This window comes from Pseudomonas sp. URMO17WK12:I7 (genome assembly GCF_003269045.1).
In the GTDB taxonomy this organism is placed as follows: Bacteria; Pseudomonadota; Gammaproteobacteria; order Pseudomonadales; family Pseudomonadaceae; genus Aquipseudomonas; species Aquipseudomonas putida_J.
On record NZ_QLTL01000023.1, the window covers coordinates 45,879 to 69,835 of the forward strand.

Genomic DNA, 23,957 nt, shown 5'->3' on the forward strand with positions numbered 1-23,957 from the left:
TGGGCGGCCGGCGCGTCCGCGCTGAACCCATCATTTCCCTCTCGAATAAAACAATAAGAGGTTAAGAGTGAGCGCAACCCTTCTATTCTGCCGGCGCCAGGCGCCGCTGGCGGCCCTGTGCTGCCTGCTCGCCACCCCGGTTGCGGGCGTTCAATTCGACATTGGCTCGCTGCAAGGGCGTTTCGACTCGGCGCTGTCATTGAGTACCGCCGTGAGCACTGCCAACCCCGACAAACAGCAGTTGCAGTCGGCCAATGGCAACGATGGGCGGCGCAACTACCGCTCGGGCGACATATTTTCGGCGATTTTCAAAGGCACTCATGACCTGGAGCTGCGCCGCGACAGCATGGGTGTATTCCTGCGTGGCACCTACTGGTACGACACCGCGCAGCGCGACCACAGCCAGCGGGCCGTCGACATCGACGACCGCAACCGCCAGGTTTCGGCGAAAACCGCGGGGGCGGAGCTGCTCGATGCGTTTGCCTATGGCCTTTACGACATTGGCGGTGAGCCCGGTTCGCTGCGGGTGGGCAAACAGGTGGTCAACTGGGGGGAAAGCCTGTTCATCCAAGGCGGGCTGAACGTGATCAACCCCTTCAACCAGGCTGCGCTGCGCCGGCCAGGGTCGGAAGTGAAAGACGCCCTGGCGCCCGTCAACCTGCTGTATGTCACGCAGAACCTCAACCAGGCGCTGTCTTTCGATGCCTTCTACCAGCTGGACTGGGAGCAGACCCGGCTGGAGAACTGCGCAACGTTCTTTTCCGGCAACGACTTCATGCCCGAAGGCTGCCAGGGGCTGGATGTCGGCGGGCAGATGGTGACCAACCCGGCCGTGTCGCCGGCCCTGACCCCGTTTGGTGTGACGCTGACGGAGGAGGGCGTGCGCGTGCCCCGGGGCGCCGACCAGGATGCACGCAACAGTGGCCAATGGGGTTTTTCGCTGCACTGGTATGTTGAGCCACTGGATACCGAGTTCGGCCTGTTCGCAGCCAATTACCACAGCCGTTCGCCTTACCTGGGTACGGTCAGCAGCCGCTATTACGCCAATACGGGCTTTGCCCGTGAACTGTGCGCCAATGTTGGTGTGGCACAGGCCAATTGCGGAGCTTTTCTTGGGTCCAGCAACGGGCAGACCCTGGCCGGCGCGCTGCGCATGGGCACCTCGCAATACCGGGCGCAATACCCCGAGGACATCCGCCTGTACGGCCTGACGTTCGCTACCACCTTGCGCAACGGCGCCGCCGTGCAAGGTGAACTGAGCTACCGGCCGAACGTGCCGGTGCAACTCAACGGCAATGACGTGCTGCAGTCATTGCTCAATGCCCCCGGCCGTAGCCCGCTCAACGCCAACGGCCTGCGCCCTGCCACAGACAACACCCCCTTCGACGGTTACCGGCGCAAGGAGGTGACCCAGGCCCAGGTATCGGCCGTGCAGGCGTTCAGCCAAGTCATGGGCGCCAACCAGCTACTGCTGATGGGCGAGGTGGGCGCCACCTATGTAGGCGGGCTGGAGGGGCGTTTCGGGCCGCGCTATGGCCGCTCCGGTGCCTATGGCAACGGCGAACTGGCCGACAACAGCCTGTGCCTGGCGATCTCGAAAAGCCCGGGCGACTGCAACGACGAAGGCTTTGTCACAGCCTTTTCCTGGGGATACCGCCTGCGCGCGACCTGGAGCTACCCCAACCTGATCCAAGGCCTGGACATTCGCCCAGGCCTGGCCTGGGCCCATGACGTCAAGGGTTTCTCACCGGCGGACAGCTCGGCCTTCAACGAAGGCTCTCGCTCGATCAGCCTGGGCGTGGACGTCAGCCTGGCCAGCCAGTACTGGGCCAGCCTGGCCTATACCGATTACCTCGACGGCGATTACGGCACCCGCGGCGACCGCGATTATGTGGCGTTCAGCGTGGGCGTCAACTTCTAGGGCAACCGAGGAGCAAGGTCATGTCCAAGCGCAGCATGCCCCTTCATCCGCCAACCTGACGGGTATCGCCCTGGTGCTGGCCGGTGCCCTGGCCCCAACCCTGGCGGTCGGTGCACCGACCGGGCAGGGTGTGATGCAGGGGTTTCCTGCGGCGCCGGAGTTGCGGATCAACCAGGCCAATGCCTTTCAGCCACCGTACTTGCGCGGGTCGATGCGCCACGCCCGTGAGGTAACGCCCACCCGTGGCATCGGCCGGGCAGCCACGCCGCTGAGCTTGACCGAAGGCTGCGCGGCGGCGCTTGACCCACTGGCCTTCAGCGCCGGTGACCAGCAGAAAGGGCAGTGTTCGTAGATGTAGCGGTTCATCATGTTGACCCCTCCATTAACCTGCCCGGCGTGATGTGCTCAGAACTGCACTGAACGAGTGAGTCCACCGTCCACCAGCAGGTTCGTGCCCGTTGTAAAGCTGGCAGCAGGGCTGGCCAGGAAAACCACGGCCCTGGCTACCTCCTGCGGCGTAGCCATACGCCCCATGGGATTTTCAGCCAGGCATTTGGCAAAGGTTTCGGGCTGCTCCCGCTCGATGTCACCCCATACACCATCTGCGAAGTAAACGTTGCCAGGGGATACGGAATTGACTCGAATACCCTCGCTTGCATGGCGTACCGAAAGCGTTTTTCCATAGTGAAGCAAGGCGGCCTTCAAGATGCCGTAGGGTTCTGCGAACATATCAACCTCGCGGCCCGATACGCTCGAGATCAAGACTACCGAAGCTGCTTGCGACTCGCGCAGAGCAGGCAGCGCCGCTTTGATCATCGTGGCGCTGCCCAGCAGGTCGGTATCGAAAGCTCGGCGCCAGGTCTGCAGATCATCTCCCCCGGCCAGGGCACTGACGTTTGGAATGACAATGTCGAGCCCGCCCAAGCGCGTCGCCGCATCTTCTACCCAGGCGCGAACCTGTTCTGGTTGGGTGACGTCTACGGCAGTGCCCGAGGCGTGCTCACCAAATTCGATCTGGGCGTTGCGCACGCCCTTTTCACCGCGAGCGCAGAACGCAACGTGCGCGCCTTCGGCGAGGAAGAGCTGGACGATTGCTCGGCCAATGCCCCGCGATGCGCCACTGACCAGAACGCGTTTACCCTTCAGACCTAAGTCCATGGTTTTTCTCCTCTGTCGAATAGCTCCAAGACGGGGCCCTGACGAGCCCCGACGCTGGCCTTACTTGCGTAGCTTGTAGGCAATGATCTCGTCGCTGGTTCCGGTTTCCATAAAGGCATGACCAGAAGCAGAAACCAGTACGTACTGCTCGCCGTTGACCTCATAGGAAATCGGATTGGCTTGCGCACCCACTGTCAACACGTCCTCCCACAGCACTTCACCGGTGGCCGTGTCGATGGCGCGGAACAGGTTGTCAGTTGCAGCCCCAACGAATGTCAGCCCGCCCGCCGTGGTCACGGTGCCACCGTTGTTGGGCAAGCCGATATTGAGTGGCAGGTGCGACGGGATGCCGAACGGGCCGTTGCGACGCGCGGTGCCCAGAGGTTCGTCCCATACGGTCTTACCGGTGTCCAGGCTGACTGCACGGATTCCACCGTAGGGTGGCGCCGAGCACGGCACGCCGGTGCCCCAGTTACGCCAGCCGGCATTTACGCTGATCGCATACGGTGCGTTGACCTGCGGATAAGTCGAGGCGCCGCCTTCACCTTTACCTGACTTGCTGCCGGCCTTGTTCAAGGCCGTCTCGTCAGGCTTCGGCGCGTAGATAGGTTTAAGCCCCATCTTGTCAGCCTGCTCTCGCGGGATCAGCTGGTTGAGGTTGGGGATGTCGTTGTAGTTGGCAATCAACAGTCGTCGCACCGGATCGATGGACACCGAGCCCCAATCCGAACCGCCGTTGTAGCCAGGGTATTGAATCCATGGGCGATCGACGGAAGGCGGCGTTAGATAGCCCTCGTAGTTCGCCTGGCGGAACTGAATACGGCACATCAGCTGGTCAAGTGGGGAAAAGCCCCACATGTCTGCTTCGGTCTTGGGGGCCTTGCGCAAGGTGTGCCACTCGGAGGTGGGCTGGGTATCGGCCAGGAAGTCTGGCTCCACAGATCCGCCTTTCGGGGCCTTCACCTCTCCGATAGGGATCAGCGGTTCGCCTGTGGCGCGATCCAGGATGTAGATATCACCTTGCTTGGTCGGCAGCAGCACTGCGGGTACCGGCTTCCCATCCTTGCCCGGGTAATCCAGCATGGTCGGTTGACTGCCCAGGTCGTAGTCCCATACATCGTGGCGGATGGTCTGGAAGTGCCAGACGTCCTTACCCGTTTTTACGTCTACTGCCACCAATGAGGTGGAATATTTGTTCTCGGCTTCGCTGCGGTTGGATCCGTAATAATCGATCGACGAGTTGCTGATCGGCAGATAGACATAGCCAAGCGCCTCATCGCCAACTGCTGCCGTCCACATGTTCGGCGTGCCACGGGTGTAGGTGCTGCCTTCAGCTGGGCCATGAACGTTGGCCGGGTTAGCCAGATCCCAGGCCCAAGCCATTTTTCCCGTTACTGCGTCATAGCCGCGAATCACACCTGAGGGTGCATCTTCATCCTGGCCGTCCCGAATCTGCGCACCGGTGACAATCACACCGTTGACGATGGCGGGCGGTGCCGTTACTGCGTACCAGCCGGGGACTTTCTTACCCAGACCTTCCCACAGATCAACCGCGCCATTTTGTCCAAAGTCTTTGCAAGGCTCACCGGTATGCAGGTCGACCGCGACCAACCTCGCGTCGAGGGTGGCCTCGACAACGCGGCTGCGGCATTGGGCGGTTTCGGGGAGCTGCGGGGCGGTATATACCGCGACGCCTCGACAGGCTGCTGCGTGAGGAATGGCCTGATCCGGTACGCCCGGGTCATGGCGCCAGTTCTCTTGTCCAGTTGCGGCGTTGATCGAGATTAGGATGTTCTTGGCAGAACACATCAACAGATTGTTGCCCACCTTTACTGGCGTTGTTTCCGGCGAATAGCGGCTGCCTGGGTTCGGTAGATCCCGAGTGTGGTAGACGAAGGCGCGCTCAAGGCGATCAACGTTCTCAGGTGTGATCTGCTTGAGTGGGCTGAAGCGCTGGGCATTGTGATCGCCACCGTAGAACGGCCAGTCGCTGCCGACTTGCGGCACGTCCTGAGCCTGAGCGAACTGCATCTGCAACGCGCAAGAAACCGCAATGGCTAGCGCACCACCGCATTTGACGGATGTGAACATGACAGACCTCGTTACGCAGCAGTGCGGGGCGCGCGGCGCAGTGCCGGCGACAGGATAAGGATCAGCAGCAGGATTACGGTCATGGCTACAAGGCGTGGTACCAGACCCCACCAGTTGAGGCCGACCTCCCACAGGGCCCAGATCACTGTCAGCCCCCAGATCACGCCGAACAAATGCAAGGCACCGCGTCTCTGCCTCCACAGCAAGGCAGCGGTTACCACACACCCCGCGCCCGTCAGGCCGTAGTACCAGCTTCCGCCCAAAGCCATCAGCCAGACCCCACCGCCGAACAGAGCCATGCCGAAAGCACCCAGGGCCAAGGCCAATACGACAGTTGCCAGCCGCCATTTTCCGCCACATCCAGGCTGGGCCAGATCGTTGCTGCGGGACACACTACTACGTTGATTCATGACACTACTGCTTCCTTCATTTGCTAATAAATCAAGCTACAGCCTGATTGCTGGGGGTGACGAACCCGATGGGGCGACGCGTAAAGAACATCGAGAGGATTGCGCCGATCACCAACAAGACGCCCACTACCACGAAGGCCAGGGCGAAGCTGCCGGAGCCGGCGACCACATAGCCGGTCACGATCGGAGCCAGCAGGCCAAAGAGATTGCCGACTGCAGTGATAAAGCCAGCTGCTGTGCCGACATCGTCTTCCGAGCGCACCAGGTCGTTAACCAGCGAGAGGTTCAGGGAAATCGCTGAAGCGCAGGTGGCCAGCGACAGGGTGATCACGAACAGAATCGCCCACGTACTGTCGATCGCCGGCACCAGGAAAATCACCGAAGATGCGAGCAGCACGCAGGCCACGACCAGGCGCCGTTGGCCACGTTCTGCGGCACCTGGGCGCATCGCCTTGTCACTCAGGCGGCCTATGACGATGGCGAGAATGGCCGCACCAAGGTACGGGATGGCGGTGTAGATGCCGCTGGACATCACCGTCAGGCCTTTCTCAGCCTGCAGGTAGGTCGGCAGCCAGGTCAGGAAAAAGTAGGTCGCGTAAACAGCACACCCGTGCGACAGGGCAATCGCCCACATGCTGCTGGAACGCGCGAGTCCTTTGAGGCCAAGGGATACAGCCTGAGCCGGCTCGGCGCCGGATGAGACACTACTCTCAGCAATTTCCGCGCGTTCGGCATCGTCAAGCCATGGGGCTTTTGCAGGATGGCTGTACCACTTCAGCCAAGCGGCCAGCCAGATGAAGCCGAGTGCGCCGGCAACGACAAAGGCGATACGCCAGCCAAACGCGCTGATCAGCCAACCAAAACCAATGGCGCCAATCGCTGGGCCCACCAGGCTGCCGCTGTGGAAGACGGCAGTGGCCATGCCGCGCTCCTTGAGTGGCATCCATTCACGGATGACCCGCGCGCCGGCGGGGTAGGTGGTGGCTTCGCCCATGCCCATGATGAGCCGACAGGTGAGCAGTGAGATGAACCCGGTCGACACTGCGGTGCAGGCAGTGGCTACCGACCATACCCCGATGCCGTAGCCGTTGACCTTTTTAGGGCCAAAGCGGCCTACAAGGTAGCCCATGGGGATGAGGGCCAGAAAGTAGAGCCATACGAAGGACGAGAAGAGGTAGCCCATCGCAACCGGCGAGATATCGAATTCCTCCTTGAGCACTTTGGAGGCAACCGAAAGCGAAACTCGGTCAACGTAGTTGATCAGTGTCAGGGTGAAGAGAAACGCGTAGATCCACACACGCTTTTTCTTCAACAGACTGGTGTCTTTTTGCATCGCCATCACCTTGTAGTTATAGGGACGATCCAGGGACGAGAAACTAGGGGCGTCGGCACAATGGCTCGCTCACCTTGCCCGGGCAGTGGGCAACGCGGTGTGAGCGGCCATCGCCTATCAGAGTCGATCAGCCCAGCCAACGCTGGATGTTTGCGACCATGACTTCTTTCGAAATACCGTAGCGGTCATGGAGGGTCGGCAGCGCACCTGCATCCAGGAACTGGTCAGGCAGCGCCACGTGACGTACTTCCGGTTGCACGCGGGCTAGTAGCAGCGCCATGGCTATGGCCTCACCGAGGCCACCGATCTGGGTGTGGTTTTCCGCGATGACAACCAGGCGGCCTTCGCGGCGACACTGTTCCAGGATGGTCTCGACATCGAGCGGCTTGATCGTCGGTACGTGCAAGACCGCAGTGTCGATTGTGTTCTTGGCCAGTTCGTCTGCTACTTCGAGGGCGCGCATAGTCATGAGGCCCGAGGAAATGATCAGCACATCTTTGCCGTCGCGTAGCAGCTTGGCTTTGCCCAGTTCGAATGTGTAGTCGTACTCATCGAGGATGAGGGGCACGCGTCCACGGGGGAGGCGCATGTAGACCGGGCCGTTATGCTCCGCTATCGCGGCTACACATTGCTCCGTCTCCAGTGCATCGCAAGGGTCGATGACCATCATCTGGGGGATGGCTCGCATCATCGCCAAGTCTTCGGTGGCCTGATGGCTTGGGCCGTAGCCGGTAGTCAGGCCCGGCAGCGCTGCACAGATCTTCACGTTCAGGTTTTCTTCAGCGATTACCTGATGAATGAAGTCATACGCTCGGCGAGTGGCGAATACCGCATAGGTGGTGGCGAACGGTACGAAACCTTCTTTTGCCATACCTCCAGCCGCAGCCATGAGCAGTTGCTCGGCCATACCCATCTGCAGGAATCGCTCCGGATAGCGTTGGGCGAAGATATGTAAGTCGGTGTACTTGGCCAGATCAGCAGTCATGCCGACGATGCGAGGGTTCTTCTGGCCTGCCTTGACCAGGGCGTGGCCAAACGGTGCAGACGTGGTGCGCTGCCCCTCGCTGGCGATGGAAGCGATCATGGACGACGTGGTGAGCTTCGGCTTTGCTGGGGAGGCGGCGGTCATTGTGGGCTCCTTGGCGCGTGGATCTCATCGAGGACTGCGAGGGCTTGCTGCCACTCCTGGGGCTCGACCCGGATGAAGTGGTTCTTGTCACGCTGCTCCAGGAAGGGCACGCCTTTACCCATCAGAGTGTCGAAAAGAATGACTCTCGGTTTTTCGCCTTGTACCGCCCGCGCGACGTCGAAGGCCTGAATCACAGCCTGCAGATCATTGCCGTCGACGCGTTGCACGTGCCAACCGAACGCGGCCCATTTGTCGACGAGAGGCTCGAACTGGAGGATGTCGTGGGAAGGGCCATCCGCTTGCTGGCGGTTGATGTCCACCAGATTGATGAGGTTGCCCAGCTTGTGATGCGAAGCCGACATGGCAGCCTCCCACACCGCGCCCTCGTCCAGCTCCCCATCGGACATCGAGTTGTAGACGAACGCATCGTTACCTTTCATGCGCAACCCCAGCGCCTGGCCCACCGCAATAGCCAGCCCCTGGCCTAGAGAGCCGCCCGAAATTTCCATGCCGGGTGTGTACGTGGCCATGCCGGACATCGGCAAGCGACTGTCGTCGGAGCCATAGGTTTCCAGTTCATCTTCTGGCAATACGCCGGCTTCCAGCAGCGCGGCATACAGGGCGATTGCGTAGTGCCCATGGGAAAGCAGGAAGCGGTCACGGCCTTCCCACTCGGGTTGATCTGCGCGGATGTTCATGGCGTGGCAGTAGGCAACAGCCAGAACGTCGGCCCAGCCCAGCGCCTGGCCGACATAGCCTTGGCCCTGGACTTCGCCCATACGCAAGGCGAACCGTCGGATTCGCCAGGCATGCGTCGACATCCGGGCAAAATGGTCATTGCGACTCTCGGTCATATTGTTCTCCATTGGTGACCAGCGATCCGGAGTTACTGACGCAACGGATTCATCAGTATCCAGCCGAATTGAGTAACCCGTTGATGATCATGTAAAAATACAGGCTCGACAAAAGGTTTAAATTCGCCAGTCAATGAATTGGATTCACTAATGAAGATCTTGAAAAAGGTACCGCTCTCAGCCCTGAGGGTGTTCGAAGCGGCGGGTCGAACCTGCTCTTTTGTAGAAGCAGCAAAGGAGCTGGATCTGTCGTCAAGCGCGGTAAGCCATGCCATACGCAAATTGGAAGTCGCCGCTGAAGTCTCTCTTTTCACTCGCAGTACGCGCCATACGGCGCTGACAACCGAGGGCGCCATGCTGCTGGATCATGTGCAGCGTGGTTTCGAGGAGATGAGCAGGGGGTTGGCGATTGCGACCAATGAGCCCGCAGTGCCGCTGCGCCTTCACGTGGCACCAACGTTCGCCAGCCAGTGGTTGGTGCCGCGCTTGGCCGGCTTTCTGCGTGATCATCCCGGCATCGACCTGCGGATATCCGCCAGTACTGACTATGCGCTGTTCGACAACGATGATTTCGACCTGGACATCGTCTATGGCGAACCCAGGGTCTCTTCGCACGAGAAGACGCCGCTGCGTATCGAAGAGCTAACGCCCCTATGCAGTCCTGAAGTTGCCCAGCATCTTCGCTCGCCGCAGGATCTGTACGCCCAGTTACTTATCCAGAGCGATGGGCAATCCGTGCAATGGAAAGGGTGGTTTGCGGCCAATGGAATGCATCCTCCGAACAGTTATGGCTTGGCGTTCGATCGAAGCTCCATGGGTATTGCAGCAGCGGCGGGCGGCCTGGGAGTAGTGCTTGAGTCTGACCTGTTGGCTGAGCAGGAGCTGGCAAGCGGTCGGCTGGTCAGCCCGCTTCGGCATGTCAGTAACAGTGTCCGCTACGTTGGCCACTACCTCGTGCATCCTCGGCGGCATAGGCAACCGCACGCAGTGACTCAGTTCAAGCAGTGGCTGTTCAACGAGTTAGCTGTCCCTTGAATGCTAGATGGGGGCTTGGAACGCCTGTCATTTCGGGACAAGCTTCAAGTAGGCTGGCCGCCCTGCACCGGCTTTTTTTCGCCCTTATGGCGCTAATTTGTCCAAGATCTGCTCACGACACACGCTTAGCACTTCATCAGCAAGCGGAGAATCGTCCGGGCAGGCTCGAGACAGAATCAAGGCGCCGAGGACGTGCGCAAATGTATCGAGTATTACCGCACGGCTTACTGTGGGCTCGTTTCCCTGTAACACCTCCAGCAGCCCCTCAATTCCAGCCTCGTAAGCTGCTTTGATGTCATCGGGCTGGCGAGCAGCGTCTCCTCCGAGTGCCGCTAGCGTGCAACCTTTCCCTTTCTCATCGCGATGCTTGCGCGAAAGGTAGAAATTGACGAAGTCGGCCAATTGGATGCCGTGTAACTGCTCGACCGTCTTCTTGATACCGCAAGTCGCGGATTCGCCCATCAAATCTGCCTTGGACTTGAAGTGCTTGTAAAACCCGCCGTGGGTAAAGCCGGCAGCACCCATGAGGTCGGCAATACCCACGCCATCGTAGCCGCGTTCACGGAATAGCGTGGAAGACGTCTCCACGATGTGGGCCCGATTAGCTTGTGCCTGGGCCTTCGTAACCTTCATTTCTCTGCCGCCTCCGCTATCAAGCCAACCCATATCATACATTGATGATATTCATCATCAAAGGCGTTGACTGGTAAGATTATGATCATCATCATTAGCTCATGTCTTCCACCGAGAGAGCAAAAACTCATGAGCTATACCCATCTCACCGTTCCGACCCGTACAGTTGAAGTAGGCGGTGACAGCTTCACTTACCGTCGCTGGGGTAACCCTTCTGGTGTGCCCCTGGTCTTCATCGCCCACTTCCGTGGCGGGCTCGATCACTGGGATCCGATCATCACTGATGGTCTGGCTGCTGGACGTGAAGTAATCCTGCTGAACGGAAGGGGTGTAGCGTCGTCGTCGGGTACACCGGCCACGACCATTGAGCAAATGGCGGATGACATCGCAGCAGCCGTCAAGGCTCTGGGGCTGACCCAAGTCGACCTGCTGGGGTTCTCAATCGGTGGTCTGCAGGTTCAGGAGGTGGCACTTCGTCACCCTCAGTTGGTACGCAAGCTTCTGCTGATCGGCACCGGACTGCGCGGCGGTGATCCAACCATGGCGGAGGGTGTGAGAGAGGCCGCTTCCAACCCCGTTCCGACCATCGAAGACTTCCTGTTTCTTTTCTTCGGTCGTTCGGAAACTGCCAAAACAGCAGGCCTGGGTTTCTGGGAACGGCGCAATCAGCGTTCCGATCAGGACACCCCAAGCTCCATTGACGTCGCCCTGGCCCAGGGCGCTGCTTTTGCAGCCTATGTCCAGTCGGCGCAGGGAGAGAACCGCTTCTCCTACCTCCACGATCTCAAGCAGCCCACCTTGGTAGTCAATGGCGTCGACGACGTCATGATCCCTTCGATCAATTCGTGGAACTTGGTGCAGAACATCCCCGATGCCCAGTTGCTGATCTACCCCGACTCCGGTCACGCCGCTCATTTCCAATACCCCGAGCGCTTCCTGAAGCACGCGCTCCAATTCCTGGAAGAGTAAGACCACGCCTGCCGGGCTGCTGCAAGCGGACCGTCCCCTATTTGAGATTACCCACATGACTCAGTCTTTTGACACTGAAATCAAGTACATCGCTGCACCCAACAAGACTCTCAAGGTCGATGGTGTTGCCTTCGCTTACCGTGAGCTGGGACGCAAAGGTGGTGTCCCCCTCATCCTCCTGAACCACTGGGGGGCCGTTCTCGACAACTTCGATCCACGCATCGTCGATGAGTTGGCCAAGCATCACCATGTGATCACCACGGACTATCGCGGCGTTGGTTTGTCTGGTGGCGTTGCACCGCTCACCGTCGCAGAAATGGCCCGCGATTGCGTGGCGTTTATCAAGGCGCTGGGCTTCGACAAGGTCGACCTCTTCGGCTTCTCGTTGGGTGGCTTTGTTGCTCAGCAGATCGCGATCACCCAACCCGGCCTAGTGCGCAAACTGATTCTGACCGGCACTGGCCCTGCAGGGGGTAAGGACATTGACCAGGTCGCCGTAGTGTCCATGCCGCTGATTGAGAGGGCGACGTCCGAAGGGATCGATCCGAAGACCTATCTCTTCTTCACTTCGAGTGAGACGAGCCAGCAGGCTGCCAACGCTTTTTTGAAGGCCATGCTTGAGCGCCAGACCGACCGCGATGTTCCTGTCACCCAGGAAGTATTCGGTCATCAACTTCAAGCCATTCAGGCTTGGGGCCAGCAAGCGCCGCAGGACTTGGCTAGCTTGAATATTCCAGTGCTTATCGCCAACGGCGACCAGGACATCATGGTTCCGTCCGAACTGAGCAGCGATATGGCAGAGCGCATTCCCGGCTCTACCCTGGTTATTTACGAGGACGCAGGCCACGGCGGGATTTTCCAGAACCACGCTGACTTCTCTGCGAAAGCGCTCGCCTTCCTTGCTGACTGATCCATTCACTTGCATCTGAAGAAACGCGGGGGCTTCCCGCTTTTCTTGCTGAAGGAGTTACTCATGACATTCAAAGCGCTGCTTCTGACCAAAGAGGGCGAATCGGTCTCGTCGAACGTGGTTGATTTCTCCGAAGGGGATCTCATGCCAGGGGACGTTACCGTCGCTGTGGAGTTTTCCACGGTGAACTACAAAGATGCGATGGCGCTCACCGGTCGCGGTGGTGTGGTGCGCAGTTACCCCTTGATCCCTGGGATCGACTTCGCCGGTACCGTCATCGAGTCGAGCAACCCGGAATTCAAGGCAGGAGATCGGGTGCTCGCAAATGGCTGGGAGCTTAGCCAGAGCCACCATGGTGGTTTTGCTCAAAAGGCCCGGGTGAAGGGTGAGTGGCTGGTCAAAATCCCGAATGAATTCACCACCAAAGATGCCATGGCCATCGGAACCGCTGGCTACACAGCGATGCTGAGCGTGCTCGCACTCGAGCATGGCGGGCTGACTCCCGAGCGTGGCGATATCTTGGTGACCGGGGCCAACGGAGGTGCTGGCTCTATCGCTATCGCGCTGCTGTCGAAGCTCGGCTATCGAGTGGTCGCCTCAACAGGTCGTCTTAGCGAGTCGGACTACCTCAAGTCTCTCGGTGCCGCTGAGGTCATCGACCGTCATACGCTGTCTGAAGCGGGTCGCCCAATCGGGGCTGAGCGTTGGGCCGGTGCGATCGATTCTGTGGGCAGCCACACCTTGGCCAATGTACTGGCCCAAACGAAATATCGCGGCGTTGTAGCCGCCTTCGGCTTGGCTCAAGGCGCTGATCTTCCTGGGTCGGTGCTGCCCTTCATTCTGCGCAACGTCACACTCGCCGGCATCGACTCGGTGAATGCACCGCGTGAAGTGCGCCTTCAAGCGTGGTCTCGCCTGGCACGCGACCTCGATTTGGACAAGCTGGGTCAGACCGTCCAAACCATTGGTTTGGCAGATGTACCGCGTGTTGTTCGCGAGCTTTTCGAAGGGAAAGTGCGTGGACGTACTGTGGTCAACGTGAACGAGTGAGGCCATCACTTCGAGGAGTCGGATAAATGAGTCAGCCTACTGCAATCGTGTTCGGTGTTGGCACTACCCGAGGTGTTGGAGGAGCGGTCTGTAAGCGTTTTGCCCAAGAGGGGTATCACGTCATTGTTACAGGCCGAACCTTGGAAAAGATCGAGGAAGTCGTTGCAGATATTCGGCGTTCCGGCATCGGGAGCGCCGAAGCGTTGCAGACTGATGTCACCGTCGAAGGGCAAGTCATCGCAGCGTTTGACCTTGCGATGTCTCCAGGCGCGGGCCGAGCCCCTGCCGACGTCGTGGTCTTCAACGCGGGCAATAACGCCTTGATCGATTTCACTCAGCTCACGGCCAGCCAGTTCGAGGACTTTTGGCGAGTAGGCTGCTACGCCGGCTTCCTCGTTGGCAGAGAAGCAGCCAGGCGGCTGGTTCCTCTTGGCCGAGGCACCGTGATTTTTACCGGTGCTTCTGGAAGCTTGAGGGGCAAGCCTGGCTTTGCCCACTTTGCCGCCGCCAAGGCGGGATTGCGAATGATCTCCCAGAGCATGGCGCGCGAGTATGGGCCTAAGGGCATTCATGTTGCTCACGTTGTGATCGATGGTGGCATCCTGGGTGACCGACTGCGAAATGCCGCCCCGGCCAGGGTGGAGAGCATCGGGGAAGAAGGGCTGTTGGGATACGAGGCGATTGCTGAGAACTACTGGACGTTGCATTGCCAGCCACGATCCGCCTGGACTCAAGAACTCGACCTTAGGCCGTTCAAAGAAAGTTGGTGATTGCCTGATCACCTGCACGTCGGGCACCTCTACATTTTGGAATGTTGAAGATATGAAAGCGTTTCTGATTGATCGCTACGGCAAAGACGTCGTTGGTGATATCACTGAAGTGCCAGAGCCAAAGGTGGGTGATTTCGATGTTCTGATTGAGACCCACGCTGCAAGCGTGAACGTTCTTGATATCAAAATTCGGAAGGGCGAGTTCAAGTTGATTCTGCCTTTCAAGATGCCCCTGATCTTGGGCAACGATGTCGCTGGCACCGTAAAACGGATCGGTGGGAAAGTCAGCCGCTTCCGAGTGGGCGACGAGGTCTACGCACGTGTAGATCAGGCGCGTATGGGCGGCTTTGCGGAATTCGTGGCCGTCAACGAAGCGGCAGTCTCGTCCAAGCCTACCAATCTGAGCATGGAGGAGGCGGCTTCGCTGCCATTGGTGGCGCTCACAGCCTGGCAGGCTTTGGCGGAAATGGCCAACGTTCAACCAGGGCACAAGGTTCTGATCCATGCCGGTTCCGGTGGCGTCGGTAGCATCGCCATCCAAGTCGCCAAGCACCTGGGAGCATTCGTCGCCACCACCACGAGTACCGTCAATGTGCCGTGGGTTAAGGCGCTGGGTGCCGATGTGGTGATCGATTACAAGACCCAGCAGTTCGAATCGCAGCTGAGTGATTACGATGTTGTGCTCAGTGGGCTGGGGGGAGACGTTCTCGAAAAATCCCTCCAGGTACTGAAGCCAGGTGGTCAGTTGATTTCCATCTCTGGTCCACCCACGCCTGAGTTTGCTGAGCAGCTTCGCCTTTCTTGGCTGTTCAAGCAGATCGTTCATTTGATCAGCCGTGGGATCAGGAAAAAATCTGAGCAGAAGGGCGTCAGCTACACGTTTCTGTTCATGAGGGAGAGTGGTGCGCAACTGGCTGATCTGGCCAAGCTGGTTGAGGCTGGGATTATCAAGCCTGTAGTGGATCGCACCTTCCCATTGGATTCGACACGTGATGCTCTGGCATACGTCGCGCAAGGCAGAGCCAAAGGTAAGGTGGTGGTGAAGGTGAGGTGATCACCTGAGCACAAAGGGGAGCGAAAGCTCCCCTTTTTTATGGCTGAAGTTTCGTCCTCGCATGGCTCCTCAGCCATATGGGACGTTTCCCGCTTTGATCATTGCTCGGCGGTCAAGAAGCACACGAATGCTGTGATAATGGCACTCACGAGTACCACTCCAAGCGCCGCATACGCGGACAAGGTGAGCAGGGTGCCGCAGGTGATGGCGAGGGCAGCGCACCCCATCTGCATGAAGCCTAGTAGCGCTGAGGCTGCGCCCGCCTGTTTGCCAAATGGATGAAGCGCGATAGCGGTGCCAAGAGGGTTAAACAGACCCATACCAAGAAGGAAAATGCTCAGTGCAATGCAGAAGAACTTGAAGTCGGTTGGGCCGCACAGTAGAACCAGGCTGCCGGCCAGGGCGACCACCAAGCCGATGCGTGCCACTGTCATTTGTCCCCAGCGGTTGGCCAAGCGAGGTGCGATCAAGCCTGCGGTGAAAACGATCACCACTGTCATGGCGAAGAAAACCCCAAACTGCAGTGACGACAACTTGAACCCTGTGAGCAGGATCGCCGGGGCCATGGAAAAGAATGCGTAGAGCGCGCCGATGACCAAGCTTACAGCCAGGCCTGGTGACATCAGCCTGCGGTCGCTGATCAGCGCGGCATAGCCGCGAAAGACTACCCCTATCGACAGCGGCGAGCGATTGTCGGGTAAATGTGTCTCTCCCAGGCGCCTGCTGTAAATCAGCGCGAGTACCAACGCCACCATCGCAATGATGATAAATAAGGCTCGCCACCCCATAGCATCACTCAAAATGCCGCCGATCAATGGGGAAAAACCCGGAGCAGCTGCCATTGCGATCATGGTTAAGGAGAGGGCTCGTGCCAGTTCTTCACCGTCATACAGGTCACGAGCGATGGCCCGTGACAACACTGCTGTAGCGCACACGCCCAGCGCCTGAATGCTCCGTCCTGCAATGAGCGCCGGCAGCGAATCTGCCAGTGCGCATACGACGCTTCCGACCATGAAAACGGCCAAGCCGGACAGCACCAGGCGTTGCCGGCCAAAGCGATCTGATAGTGGGCCCACTACCAACTGCCCCAATCCGAAAACCAGGAAAAAGCTACTCAGTGTTCCGCTCACCTGGCTGATCGAGGCCCCCAGGTCGCGCGCCATTGAAGGGAATGCGGGCAGGATGATGTTCGTTGCCAGCGCCCCCATGGCTGCGAGCGCTGCGAGGAGCAGCACAGCACCTGTGTGCAGCGTCGTGAGGTTCGAAGCAGGAATCGAGCTACCGGCTCGGCTAGCAGTAACCTGCGGCATTGGGTCGTCGCTCATGCGCTGTTTGCCTCTCGCTAATGAATTCCGTGCCTCGCGTAGCCTGAGTGGAGAAGGGGCTTGCTGCGACGCCGATCCATGATTATTGTATCTGCAACATTTGTATATGCAACTGTTTGGTGAGGGGGGAGCCAATGGGTGGATCCGACGAAAGTGTTCGCTGGCTTGCTGAAGAGGAGAGGGTTCGAGCTCGCCTCATATCTCCCGGCGTTGCATCTGCCGAAGAGGTCGCGAGTCGTTCCGGTATGGAGATATTCAACGCGATTTTCGATGGCGGAACTTCCACAACCACCGATGGGAGACACCCTCATCTTCATACCCATTCAAATGGGCCCGGGTTAGGCTATTTTTCAGGGCCGCCCGCAGGTACGTCACTACAACCCCATGGGAACGGTTCATGGAGGTTGGTATGCAACGATTCTCGATTCAGCGGTTGGGTGCGCGATCCACACCACGCTACCTGCCGGGAAGGCTTATACGACCCTGGAGCTCAAGGTGAATAGGGTGAGGGCCTTGACTGCGGATGTTGCAGTGGTGCGTGCAGAAGGGAAGGTCATACAGGTAGGGCGGCAGGTCGCGATAGCAGAGGGCCGTATTATTGGCCCCGATGGCAAGCTTTATGCGCACGCCACTACAACGTGTTTGATCTTCGATAATCGCGTCTGACCGGCTGGCGGGATAAGTTGACCGGTTTCGGTGCTTGAATCACGTTCATAGTTGAAGGAACAACACCTGCTGTTCGGAACTACCTCTCTAGGCGGGGAGGCTTTATGCACACTTTCAAGGTCTCACGGTTAACTGCTCAGAGGCGTGGAATATAGCGCATTCTAGATTCGGAGTTTTTATATGAAATACGTTGCATTTGGAAACACTGGGTTGCGGGTATCCCAGGTAGCCCTTGGAACAGGCAATTTTGGCACGGGCTGGGGCCATGGTGCCGATCCAGAAGTCAGCAAGAGCCTCTTTAATGCTTATGCAGAAGCGGGCGGCAATTTCATTGATACGGCCGACATCTACCAATTTGGCGAGTCTGAACAGCTTTTAGGTGAGTTGCTGAAAAGTCGCCGCGAAGATTTCGTCTTGGCCACAAAATATACAAGCGGTGCTAACTCCAATGCCAACCGCCTGGTGACGGGTAATAGCCGTAAGGCAATGGTTGCGTCGGTTGAGGCAAGTCTGAAGCGGCTAGGGACTGATCGAATCGACATGTATTGGGTGCATCACCCGGACGGTGTAACGTCCCTGGATGAAATCCTGCGTGGCCTCGATGATCTCGCACGGGCCGGCAAGATTCTGTACGCCGGCTTGTCGAATTTCTCTGCATGGCAGCTCTCCAGGGCTGTGACGATTGCTGAGCTGACCCGCTCCCTGCCAATTGCTGCGGTTCAGTTTGAGCACAGCTTGGTGCGCCGCGAGCCCGAGGCAGATATTTTTCCTGCATCACAGGCCTTCAACTTGGGCATGGTGACGTGGTCGCCTCTGGGCGGAGGGTTGTTGACCGGGAAATACCGCAAAGGCGAAGCGGGGCGTGCGCAAGCGCTTGGCGGGAAAGTGTTCCAGGCTGAAAACTCGGCCCAGAGAACTGAGGTGCTGGACACTGTTATCAAGGTCTCCGAGGAGCTGGGCGTCACCCCAGGCCAGGTTGCACTCGCCTGGGCAGGTACTCACGGTTCAGTCCCAATCATCGGGCCACGGTCGCTGTCTCACCTTTTGGATAACCTTGCTGCCCTGAAGCTGAAAATGACACCGGAGCAGATCGATCGCTTGGATATCGTGAGCAGTTTGAATCCGGCAGCCTCGGCACGAACGCCAGTCGTGTGGGGTGGAAAATAAGCTTTCAGCTGTCCCGATGTGCTTGTCAGCCTGATGTTCTTGTTGGCTAAGGGACTTTGGGATAGGGTTGCATATACAACAGTTGTAGGTGCAAGTCTGTCTCATGGAAAACATTCGCAAGCCTCAAGGCTGTACCAACCTGAAGCTCAGACAACTGACGCGGATGGTAACTCGGCATTACGATGGCTACGTCGCTGCAACCGGTTTGAAAAATACCCAGTACGCATTGCTCTCCTATGTCGTAAGGCTTGGGCCAATCCGTCCAGGTGATCTTGCTAAGCGCATGCAAATGGATGCGTCGACGTTGACCCGCAACACACAGCCATTAGTGGCCCATGGGTGGATTGAAATCCAAGCGGGAAGTGACGCCCGGAGCCGGGTTGTGGTAGCCACTGAGGCTGGGCGAGCTAAACAGGCGGAGGGGCAGAGGGCTTGGAAGAAAGCTCAAGGTGCCCTGAATGAAAAACTGGGCTTAGAGACCGTCGCGGCGTTGCACGCCATTTTGGATGCCGGTATTAAATGCCTGGATGACGAAGTTGATGGGGCGAGCGAATCGAGTCTACCCCGATCAGCCTTGCCGCCCAGCTTTCATACGTGAAGGACGACTGGCGAAGGCAGCATCGCCCTGCTAGCCTGAATCATCGTGTTCAAGAAGCTGTGTTCAATCATATGTTTACGTCATTTAGGGTTCAATATTATATCCGATCATAGGAATCAGCCCAGGCGATCAAGTCGCGATCACCCTTCTGTTCTAGGGAAAGAGGAGCTTCCATGCAAAATATCACTGATATAGAACCGGCTCAGGATTTGTCATCTTTCATCGGTACCCACTTCATCTATACGTATGCCAATGGCTGGAAATATGAATGGTACGCTCGTAATGCGCACACTTGTGACTACCGAATTCATCAGGGTCTAGTCGGCGGACGGTGGGTAACGCATCAAGCGATGACCTTGGTACAAGTCGGCCCGGATCTTTTCAAAGTGGATTGGCATGAGCCGACCGGAACCTGTGTGAGCCTTTTGTTCGACGTTGCGCAACGCCGACTTCATGGAACAATTTTCTTCCCCCAATGGATTGCTGGAGAAGGGCAGCACCCGGAAAAAACAATTTGCTACCAAAATGACTTTATTGAGGACATGAATCGATTTCGAGACGAGGGCCCCGCGTACCCTTATGTCATTATCAGTGAATTCGCCAAGATAACATTCATGGAGCAGCGCGGAGCCGATAATGATGAAGTTATAAATGCTGCGCCCGGGCAACTTCCAGATGGTTTTCTCGATAGACAAAATTGAGTGCTAGTTGGAGCGCTCATAGCATACGTTGGGGAGGGCAAATGACCATTCGAGCGTATTCCCTGGCATGATTTCTCCTGCCCTCCCAAATTGACTGGCCTCTCGAAAGCTGAGCCTTAAGAAATCCCAGAAGTGACGGCGACAGCTCTCTCTGCACTTGAGCGTAGTTCTGCGATGTCGCGCTTCCCTGCACAGGGTGGCCAGTGGGTTCGTGCTTGCGCAGAGCGGTGCGGTGGGGGCCATGGTGAGGATGCCGATCATCGTGTGGCAAAACACTACTTCCGCGTCACTCCAGCTGTCCATGCCCGAAGCGTACGGTCTGGACATTTAGGCAAGAAAACTGACCGTTTGCTCTACTGATCCGCCGGCTTACGCGCAGAAGATAAGGGACAGGCGAGAGGGTCAATGTTCTTGGCAATGAAGGCCACTCGATTCACTTCCATTCTGAGCAGACAGGAAGATGTGCATGAGGACTTTATGCGTTGCGTTTGCCTTGATGGTCACGCCATTCACTTCGGGAGCCGCCGAATTGTCCTAGGGAGCCAACAATTTCTACAAGAGTGAGCAGGTCTCACTCGAACAGGTATCCTTCAAAAACCAGTTCCAGATGACTACTGTCGGCAACGTGTACCTCCCGAGAAAACAGAGCGTCACTGCCAAGCATCCTGCCATCATCGTCGGGCACCCAATGGGGGCGGTGAAGGAGCAAAGCTCGAATCTCTACGCACAGAAACTGGCTGAACAGGGCTTCGTTACCCTTGCCATCGTCTTGTCCTTCTGGGGCGAAAGTGACGGGCGTCCACGTAAGCTGGTATCAGCGGACATCTACGCCGAAGACTTCAGTGCGGGGCCGGCCGCCGGCGATTAGGCCAGCGCAGGCCCCTCGTGCACGCATGAAAAAAAGGGCCCGTCAGGGCCCCATCGAGGTAACTGGAAACCGCGTTGTTCAGGCTTCGATCTTGCGCGGCGCCATGAAGTACATCCAGATCAGCGCCAGGAAGTACATGGCCGGAATCATGGTGAACAGCACGGCATAGTTGTTGTTTGTCGCCATCAGCACGCTGCCGACGATCTGCGTCATGAACATCCCGCCAACCGCTGCACACATGCTGGCGAAGCCGAATACCGTGCTGATCAGGTGCTTGGGCGTGTAGTCCATCACCAGGCTCCAGATATTCGCTGTCCAGGCCTGGTGCGCGCCGACCGCCAGGGCGATGGCCAGCACCGCGATCCACAGCCCGCTGGCATGGGCGGCGAAGGTCACGCTGACCATGGTGCAGGCGAAGATCAGCATCGACACCAGGCGCGCGGTGCTGGCGCGTACGCCGCGGCCGATCAACCACGAGGAGAGAATGCCGCCGCCGATGCTGCCGAAGTCGGCAGTCAGCCAGATCAGCATCAGCGGGATGCCCATCTGGGTCACGCTGATGCCCAGGTTGTACTGCTGGTTGAGGAACGGTGGCAGCCAGTACAGGTAGAACCAGAACACCGGCGCGGTGATCGAGTAGGCCACGGCGAAGGCCCAGGTGCCGCGCATGCCGAGGATGCGGCTGAAGGGCAGGCGCGCTGCCGCTGGCTCGACGTCCTGCTGGATGTAGTCGAGCTCGCTCTGGCGTACCCGTGGGTGCTCTTCGGGGTTGAAGTACTTCAGGCCCCAGAACACCAGCCAGACCAGCCCCAGGCAGCCCATGGCGATGAACGCGGCCTGCCAGCCCCAGACGGTGAGAATCAACGGCAGCAGGGCCGGGGTGACCATGGCGCCGACGTTGGTGCCGGCGTTGAACAGGCCGGTGGCGATGGCGCGCTCACCGGCAGGGAACCACAGGCGCACAGTCTTCACGCAGGCCGGGTAGTTGGCCGCTTCGGTCAGGCCGAGGATGAAGCGGCAGACCATGAAGCCGGCCGCCGAAGTGGCCAGGCCGTGGGCGCCGGTGGCCAGGCTCCACAGCAGTACGGCGGCGAAGAACGCGCGCTTGACGCCGACCTTGTCGATCAGCCGGCCCTGCAACAGGAAGCCGACTGCATAGCCGACCTGGAACCAGAAGTTGATGTTCGCGTAGTCCATCGCCGTCCAGCTCATGGCTTTGGCCAGTTCTGGCTGCATGATGCCGAGCGCGGCGCGGTCGATGTAGTTCAGGGTGGTGGCGAAGAACACTAGGGCGAGCATGCCCCAGCGGGTCTTGCCGACGGCGAAGGCGCCACGGATCTTGTCGCCGATGCCGGCGGACGGCAGCCGAGGGCTGGCGGTAGTGAGCTTGGAGTGGTTCATATCCTGGTCGTTTCTTGAAATTGTAATGAACTGCGGTTTCTCGAACGTGACCTGGCCCCAGGCAGGGGCTACACGCAAGGCCGGTGCATGGTGGGCAGTGAATCGGCGAGCGTCAATTCGTTGGAGGGGGCAATTGTTCGATAACCGAACAATAGCGGCGCGCTCACAGGCGGCTCAGCACCTTGCCAGCCAGATAACCGAAGGTCATGCCCGGCCCAAGGGTGATGCCACCGCTAGGATAATGCCCCGCCATCACGCTGTGCATGTCGTTGCCGACCGCGAACAGGCCGGGTATCGGCTGCTGTGCGTGATCGAGCACGCGTGCCGAGGCATCGGTGTGTAGGCCGGCGAAGGTGCCGAGGCTGCCTGGCAGCAGCTTCACTGCATGAAAAGGCCCGTGCAGCAAAGGCCGCAACGATGGGTTGGGCCCATGCAGCGGTTCGCCCTGGGCCTTGTTGTAGGCCGAGGCGCCGCGCTGGAAGGCCGGGTCTTCGCCGTGTGCGGCATGGCGGTTGAAGTCGGCCACGGTGCGCTGCAGTTGTTCGGCATCGATCCCGCAGCGCTGCGCCAGTTCTGCCAGGGACTGACCGCTGAACAGGTAGCCGCGGCGCTGATAGAAACCGGTTGGGAAGGGGAAAGGTTTGGCCCAGCCGATGCCATAGCGCCGTTGTGCGGCATGGTCGCAGATCAGCCAGGCTTCGTGCGCTTCGCCCTGGGGCGTGGCGGCGAACAGCGCATTCATGAAATCGTGGTAGCAATCGGCTTCGTTGACGAAACGTCGGCCGTCGCGGCGCACGGCGATGAAGCCGGGTTTGGCGCGGTCGATCAGGTGCGGGAAGTGGCCGAAGCTGCCGTCAGGGCGCGGTACCTGTGATACCGGCGCCCAGGCGCCGGCCTGTGCGAGCGCGGGGCCAAGCTGGGCGCCGACCTGTTCACCCAGGCGCAAGCCATCACCGCTGTTCTGCAGTGGCGCGGCCGAGTAGTGCTGCTCGCCATCGGGCGCATGGGGCATCAACTGGGCGATGCGCAGGCGATCATGGGCGAAGCCGCCACAGGCCAGGACCACGCCCCGGCGTGCACGGATCACCTGGCCATCGGCGAACTGCGCACCGTCGATATGCCCATCGCCGAGCAAGCGGGCAGCCGCTTTGTCGGTGACCAGCGTCACGCCGAGGTCCAAGGCACTGCGCAGCAGGCGCGCGACCAGGGCGTTGCCGTTGACCAGCTGCAGCCCACGGCGCTGCAACAGCAGGTCGCGGCCATGGCGCAGCAGGCGCTTACCCACGTGCAGCGCGGCTTTGGGCGAATGGCGCGCGTTGAAGAAGGCGGCCATGTCCGCACCCCCGGCGATGCCCATGCCGGCCAGGCTGACGATGTCCAGTGGCGGGCGTAGCTTGTGCAGCCACGGGCCCAGCAACCGGCCGTCGAACGGCAGCGCGCACAGCGAACGCCCGCCATGCGCGCTGCCATCGCCTTCACGCATGTCGGGCATCTTGCTGCCGGACTGGAACTGCACGGTGGTGTGTTGCTGGAAGAACGCTACCATCTGCGGGCCATGGTGCAGGAAGGCGCGCTGGCGTGGGTCCAGTTCGGTGGTGTGGGTCTGGGCGCGCAAGTAGCGCTCCGGGGCGTCGTCGCGTTCGACAATGCCTTCGGCGACGGCCAGCGGGTTGCGCGGAATCCACAGCCAGCCCCCCGACCAGGCGCTGGTGCCGCCAAGCTGGCAGGCCTTCTCCGCGACGATCACCTTCAGGCCGTGATGCGCGGCGGTAACCGCGGCCGCCAGGCCAGAGGCACCGGAGCCGATGACAAGTACGTCACATTCGAGGGGTTGCATGCATAGATCCTTTTGGCGTCTAGCGAGAGCCTTGTGTAAGCAACTGCCTTGCTCAATTTCTGAAAGGTGGCGCGTTC

General features: G+C 59.2%; 22 protein-coding genes and 1 pseudogene. 12 read left to right on the forward strand and 11 right to left on the reverse strand.

Features of this window, described 5'->3' with window-relative positions; translation table 11 throughout:
* Positions 1-67: 67 nt before the first annotated feature.
* Entirely contained in the window at positions 68-1,921 is a 1,854-nt protein-coding gene (locus H040_RS24805) for a DUF1302 domain-containing protein (RefSeq protein ID WP_027919252.1), read from the forward strand.
* A gap of 186 nt (positions 1,922-2,107) precedes the next feature.
* Here H040_RS24805 and H040_RS27410 read toward each other — a convergent pair whose 3' ends face one another.
* The 7 genes from H040_RS27410 to H040_RS24840 form a co-directional block, all read right to left on the reverse strand.
* Positions 2,108-2,290, reverse strand: coding sequence for a hypothetical protein (locus tag H040_RS27410; protein ID WP_155954356.1), 183 nt, complete (start codon positions 2,288-2,290; stop codon positions 2,108-2,110).
* A gap of 36 nt (positions 2,291-2,326) precedes the next feature.
* Positions 2,327-3,079, reverse strand: a complete 753-nt coding sequence (locus H040_RS24815) for an SDR family NAD(P)-dependent oxidoreductase (protein ID WP_027919254.1) — start codon at positions 3,077-3,079, stop codon at positions 2,327-2,329.
* Positions 3,080-3,139: 60 nt separating this feature from the next.
* A complete protein-coding gene (locus H040_RS24820) occupies positions 3,140-5,170 on the reverse strand; it encodes a pyrroloquinoline quinone-dependent dehydrogenase (protein ID WP_027919255.1) in 2,031 nt (676 codons plus the stop codon).
* Between the two features lie 11 nt (positions 5,171-5,181).
* A complete protein-coding gene (locus H040_RS24825) occupies positions 5,182-5,580 on the reverse strand; it encodes a glucose dehydrogenase (RefSeq protein WP_027919256.1) in 399 nt (132 codons plus the stop codon).
* A 31-nt stretch (positions 5,581-5,611) separates the two neighbouring features.
* Positions 5,612-6,913, reverse strand: a complete 1,302-nt coding sequence (locus H040_RS24830; RefSeq protein ID WP_027919257.1) for an MFS transporter — start codon at positions 6,911-6,913, stop codon at positions 5,612-5,614.
* A 127-nt stretch (positions 6,914-7,040) separates the two neighbouring features.
* On the reverse strand, positions 7,041-8,042 hold the full coding sequence (locus tag H040_RS24835; RefSeq protein ID WP_027919258.1) for a transketolase family protein: 1,002 nt from the start codon (positions 8,040-8,042) through the stop codon (positions 7,041-7,043).
* Entirely contained in the window at positions 8,039-8,896 is an 858-nt protein-coding gene (locus tag H040_RS24840) for a transketolase (RefSeq protein WP_027919259.1), read from the reverse strand. The genes H040_RS24835 and H040_RS24840 overlap by 4 nt, the downstream gene beginning before the upstream one ends.
* 150 nt (positions 8,897-9,046) lie before the next feature.
* On the opposite strand from H040_RS24840, the gene H040_RS24845 reads away from it, so the two are divergent.
* Positions 9,047-9,931 carry a LysR substrate-binding domain-containing protein gene (locus tag H040_RS24845; RefSeq protein ID WP_027919260.1) on the forward strand — a complete coding sequence of 295 codons (885 nt, stop codon included), beginning with the start codon at positions 9,047-9,049 and terminating at the stop codon, positions 9,929-9,931.
* Between the two features lie 84 nt (positions 9,932-10,015).
* On the opposite strand, the gene H040_RS24850 is transcribed toward H040_RS24845, so the two are convergent.
* Entirely contained in the window at positions 10,016-10,564 is a 549-nt protein-coding gene (locus tag H040_RS24850; protein WP_027919261.1) for a TetR/AcrR family transcriptional regulator, read from the reverse strand.
* Between the two features lie 81 nt (positions 10,565-10,645).
* Here H040_RS24850 and H040_RS24855 point away from each other — a divergent pair, with 81 nt between their 5' ends.
* The 5 genes from H040_RS24855 to H040_RS24875 all read left to right on the forward strand — a co-directional run bounded on the left by H040_RS24855 (position 10,646) and on the right by H040_RS24875 (position 15,317).
* Complete coding sequence (locus H040_RS24855) at positions 10,646-11,533, forward strand: alpha/beta fold hydrolase (protein ID WP_256208078.1); 888 nt, start codon at positions 10,646-10,648, stop codon at positions 11,531-11,533.
* 55 nt (positions 11,534-11,588) lie between these two features.
* Positions 11,589-12,443 (forward strand): alpha/beta fold hydrolase, encoded by an 855-nt coding sequence (locus tag H040_RS24860; RefSeq protein ID WP_050437223.1) that lies wholly within the window; start codon positions 11,589-11,591, stop codon positions 12,441-12,443.
* A gap of 63 nt (positions 12,444-12,506) precedes the next feature.
* The gene (acuI, locus tag H040_RS24865) at positions 12,507-13,493 is read left to right on the forward strand and encodes an acrylyl-CoA reductase (NADPH) (RefSeq protein ID WP_027919264.1); all 987 of its coding nucleotides are present in this window, start codon (positions 12,507-12,509) and stop codon (positions 13,491-13,493) included.
* A 26-nt stretch (positions 13,494-13,519) separates the two neighbouring features.
* On the forward strand, positions 13,520-14,263 hold the full coding sequence (locus H040_RS24870; protein ID WP_027919265.1) for an SDR family NAD(P)-dependent oxidoreductase: 744 nt from the start codon (positions 13,520-13,522) through the stop codon (positions 14,261-14,263).
* A 52-nt stretch (positions 14,264-14,315) separates the two neighbouring features.
* Positions 14,316-15,317: an NADP-dependent oxidoreductase gene (locus H040_RS24875; protein ID WP_027919266.1), complete on the forward strand. Its 1,002-nt coding sequence runs from the start codon at positions 14,316-14,318 to the stop codon at positions 15,315-15,317.
* Between the two features lie 98 nt (positions 15,318-15,415).
* Here the strand turns inward: H040_RS24875 and H040_RS24880 are convergent, their stop codons facing one another.
* Positions 15,416-16,642 (reverse strand): multidrug effflux MFS transporter, encoded by a 1,227-nt coding sequence (locus H040_RS24880; protein ID WP_081784297.1) that lies wholly within the window; start codon positions 16,640-16,642, stop codon positions 15,416-15,418.
* A gap of 384 nt (positions 16,643-17,026) precedes the next feature.
* Here H040_RS24880 and H040_RS27990 point away from each other — a divergent pair, with 384 nt between their 5' ends.
* The 5 genes and pseudogenes from H040_RS27990 to H040_RS24905 form a co-directional block, all read left to right on the forward strand.
* Positions 17,027-17,308 carry a PaaI family thioesterase gene (locus H040_RS27990; protein WP_335740032.1) on the forward strand — a complete coding sequence of 94 codons (282 nt, stop codon included), beginning with the start codon at positions 17,027-17,029 and terminating at the stop codon, positions 17,306-17,308.
* A 180-nt stretch (positions 17,309-17,488) separates the two neighbouring features.
* The gene (locus H040_RS24890; protein ID WP_027919268.1) at positions 17,489-18,475 is read left to right on the forward strand and encodes an aldo/keto reductase; all 987 of its coding nucleotides are present in this window, start codon (positions 17,489-17,491) and stop codon (positions 18,473-18,475) included.
* A 103-nt stretch (positions 18,476-18,578) separates the two neighbouring features.
* On the forward strand, positions 18,579-19,073 hold the full coding sequence (locus H040_RS24895) for a MarR family winged helix-turn-helix transcriptional regulator (protein WP_027919269.1): 495 nt from the start codon (positions 18,579-18,581) through the stop codon (positions 19,071-19,073).
* 173 nt (positions 19,074-19,246) lie between these two features.
* Positions 19,247-19,774 (forward strand): phenolic acid decarboxylase, encoded by a 528-nt coding sequence (locus H040_RS24900; RefSeq protein WP_027919270.1) that lies wholly within the window; start codon positions 19,247-19,249, stop codon positions 19,772-19,774.
* A gap of 466 nt (positions 19,775-20,240) precedes the next feature.
* A pseudogene (locus H040_RS24905) lies at positions 20,241-20,621 on the forward strand (alpha/beta hydrolase); the annotation flags it as partial.
* A 99-nt stretch (positions 20,622-20,720) separates the two neighbouring features.
* Here the strand turns inward: H040_RS24905 and H040_RS24910 are convergent.
* Entirely contained in the window at positions 20,721-22,043 is a 1,323-nt protein-coding gene (locus H040_RS24910) for an MFS transporter (RefSeq protein ID WP_027919272.1), read from the reverse strand.
* A gap of 163 nt (positions 22,044-22,206) precedes the next feature.
* A complete protein-coding gene (locus tag H040_RS24915; RefSeq protein WP_256208079.1) occupies positions 22,207-23,937 on the reverse strand; it encodes an FAD-dependent oxidoreductase in 1,731 nt (576 codons plus the stop codon).
* Positions 23,938-23,957 lie beyond the last annotated feature (20 nt).

What these genes read in the sequence shown, in the direction of transcription:
- H040_RS27410 (WP_155954356.1), bottom strand. Translation starts at nt 2,290, where the DNA reads ATGATGAACCGCTACATCTACGAACACTGCCCTTTCTGCTGGTCACCG.
- H040_RS24815 (WP_027919254.1), bottom strand. Translation starts at nt 3,079, where the DNA reads ATGGACTTAGGTCTGAAGGGTAAACGCGTTCTGGTCAGTGGCGCATCG.
- H040_RS24820 (WP_027919255.1), bottom strand. Translation starts at nt 5,170, where the DNA reads ATGTTCACATCCGTCAAATGCGGTGGTGCGCTAGCCATTGCGGTTTCT.
- H040_RS24825 (WP_027919256.1), bottom strand. Translation starts at nt 5,580, where the DNA reads ATGAATCAACGTAGTAGTGTGTCCCGCAGCAACGATCTGGCCCAGCCT.
- H040_RS24830 (WP_027919257.1), bottom strand. Translation starts at nt 6,913, where the DNA reads ATGCAAAAAGACACCAGTCTGTTGAAGAAAAAGCGTGTGTGGATCTAC.
- H040_RS24835 (WP_027919258.1), bottom strand. Translation starts at nt 8,042, where the DNA reads ATGACCGCCGCCTCCCCAGCAAAGCCGAAGCTCACCACGTCGTCCATG.
- H040_RS24840 (WP_027919259.1), bottom strand. Translation starts at nt 8,896, where the DNA reads ATGACCGAGAGTCGCAATGACCATTTTGCCCGGATGTCGACGCATGCC.
- H040_RS24845 (WP_027919260.1), top strand. Translation starts at nt 9,047, where the DNA reads ATGAAGATCTTGAAAAAGGTACCGCTCTCAGCCCTGAGGGTGTTCGAA.
- H040_RS24850 (WP_027919261.1), bottom strand. Translation starts at nt 10,564, where the DNA reads ATGAAGGTTACGAAGGCCCAGGCACAAGCTAATCGGGCCCACATCGTG.
- H040_RS24855 (WP_256208078.1), top strand. Translation starts at nt 10,646, where the DNA reads ATGATCATCATCATTAGCTCATGTCTTCCACCGAGAGAGCAAAAACTC.
- H040_RS24860 (WP_050437223.1), top strand. Translation starts at nt 11,589, where the DNA reads ATGACTCAGTCTTTTGACACTGAAATCAAGTACATCGCTGCACCCAAC.
- acuI (WP_027919264.1), top strand. Translation starts at nt 12,507, where the DNA reads ATGACATTCAAAGCGCTGCTTCTGACCAAAGAGGGCGAATCGGTCTCG.
- H040_RS24870 (WP_027919265.1), top strand. Translation starts at nt 13,520, where the DNA reads ATGAGTCAGCCTACTGCAATCGTGTTCGGTGTTGGCACTACCCGAGGT.
- H040_RS24875 (WP_027919266.1), top strand. Translation starts at nt 14,316, where the DNA reads ATGAAAGCGTTTCTGATTGATCGCTACGGCAAAGACGTCGTTGGTGAT.
- H040_RS24880 (WP_081784297.1), bottom strand. Translation starts at nt 16,642, where the DNA reads ATGAGCGACGACCCAATGCCGCAGGTTACTGCTAGCCGAGCCGGTAGC.
- H040_RS27990 (WP_335740032.1), top strand. Translation starts at nt 17,027, where the DNA reads ATGGGAACGGTTCATGGAGGTTGGTATGCAACGATTCTCGATTCAGCG.
- H040_RS24890 (WP_027919268.1), top strand. Translation starts at nt 17,489, where the DNA reads ATGAAATACGTTGCATTTGGAAACACTGGGTTGCGGGTATCCCAGGTA.
- H040_RS24895 (WP_027919269.1), top strand. Translation starts at nt 18,579, where the DNA reads ATGGAAAACATTCGCAAGCCTCAAGGCTGTACCAACCTGAAGCTCAGA.
- H040_RS24900 (WP_027919270.1), top strand. Translation starts at nt 19,247, where the DNA reads ATGCAAAATATCACTGATATAGAACCGGCTCAGGATTTGTCATCTTTC.
- H040_RS24910 (WP_027919272.1), bottom strand. Translation starts at nt 22,043, where the DNA reads ATGAACCACTCCAAGCTCACTACCGCCAGCCCTCGGCTGCCGTCCGCC.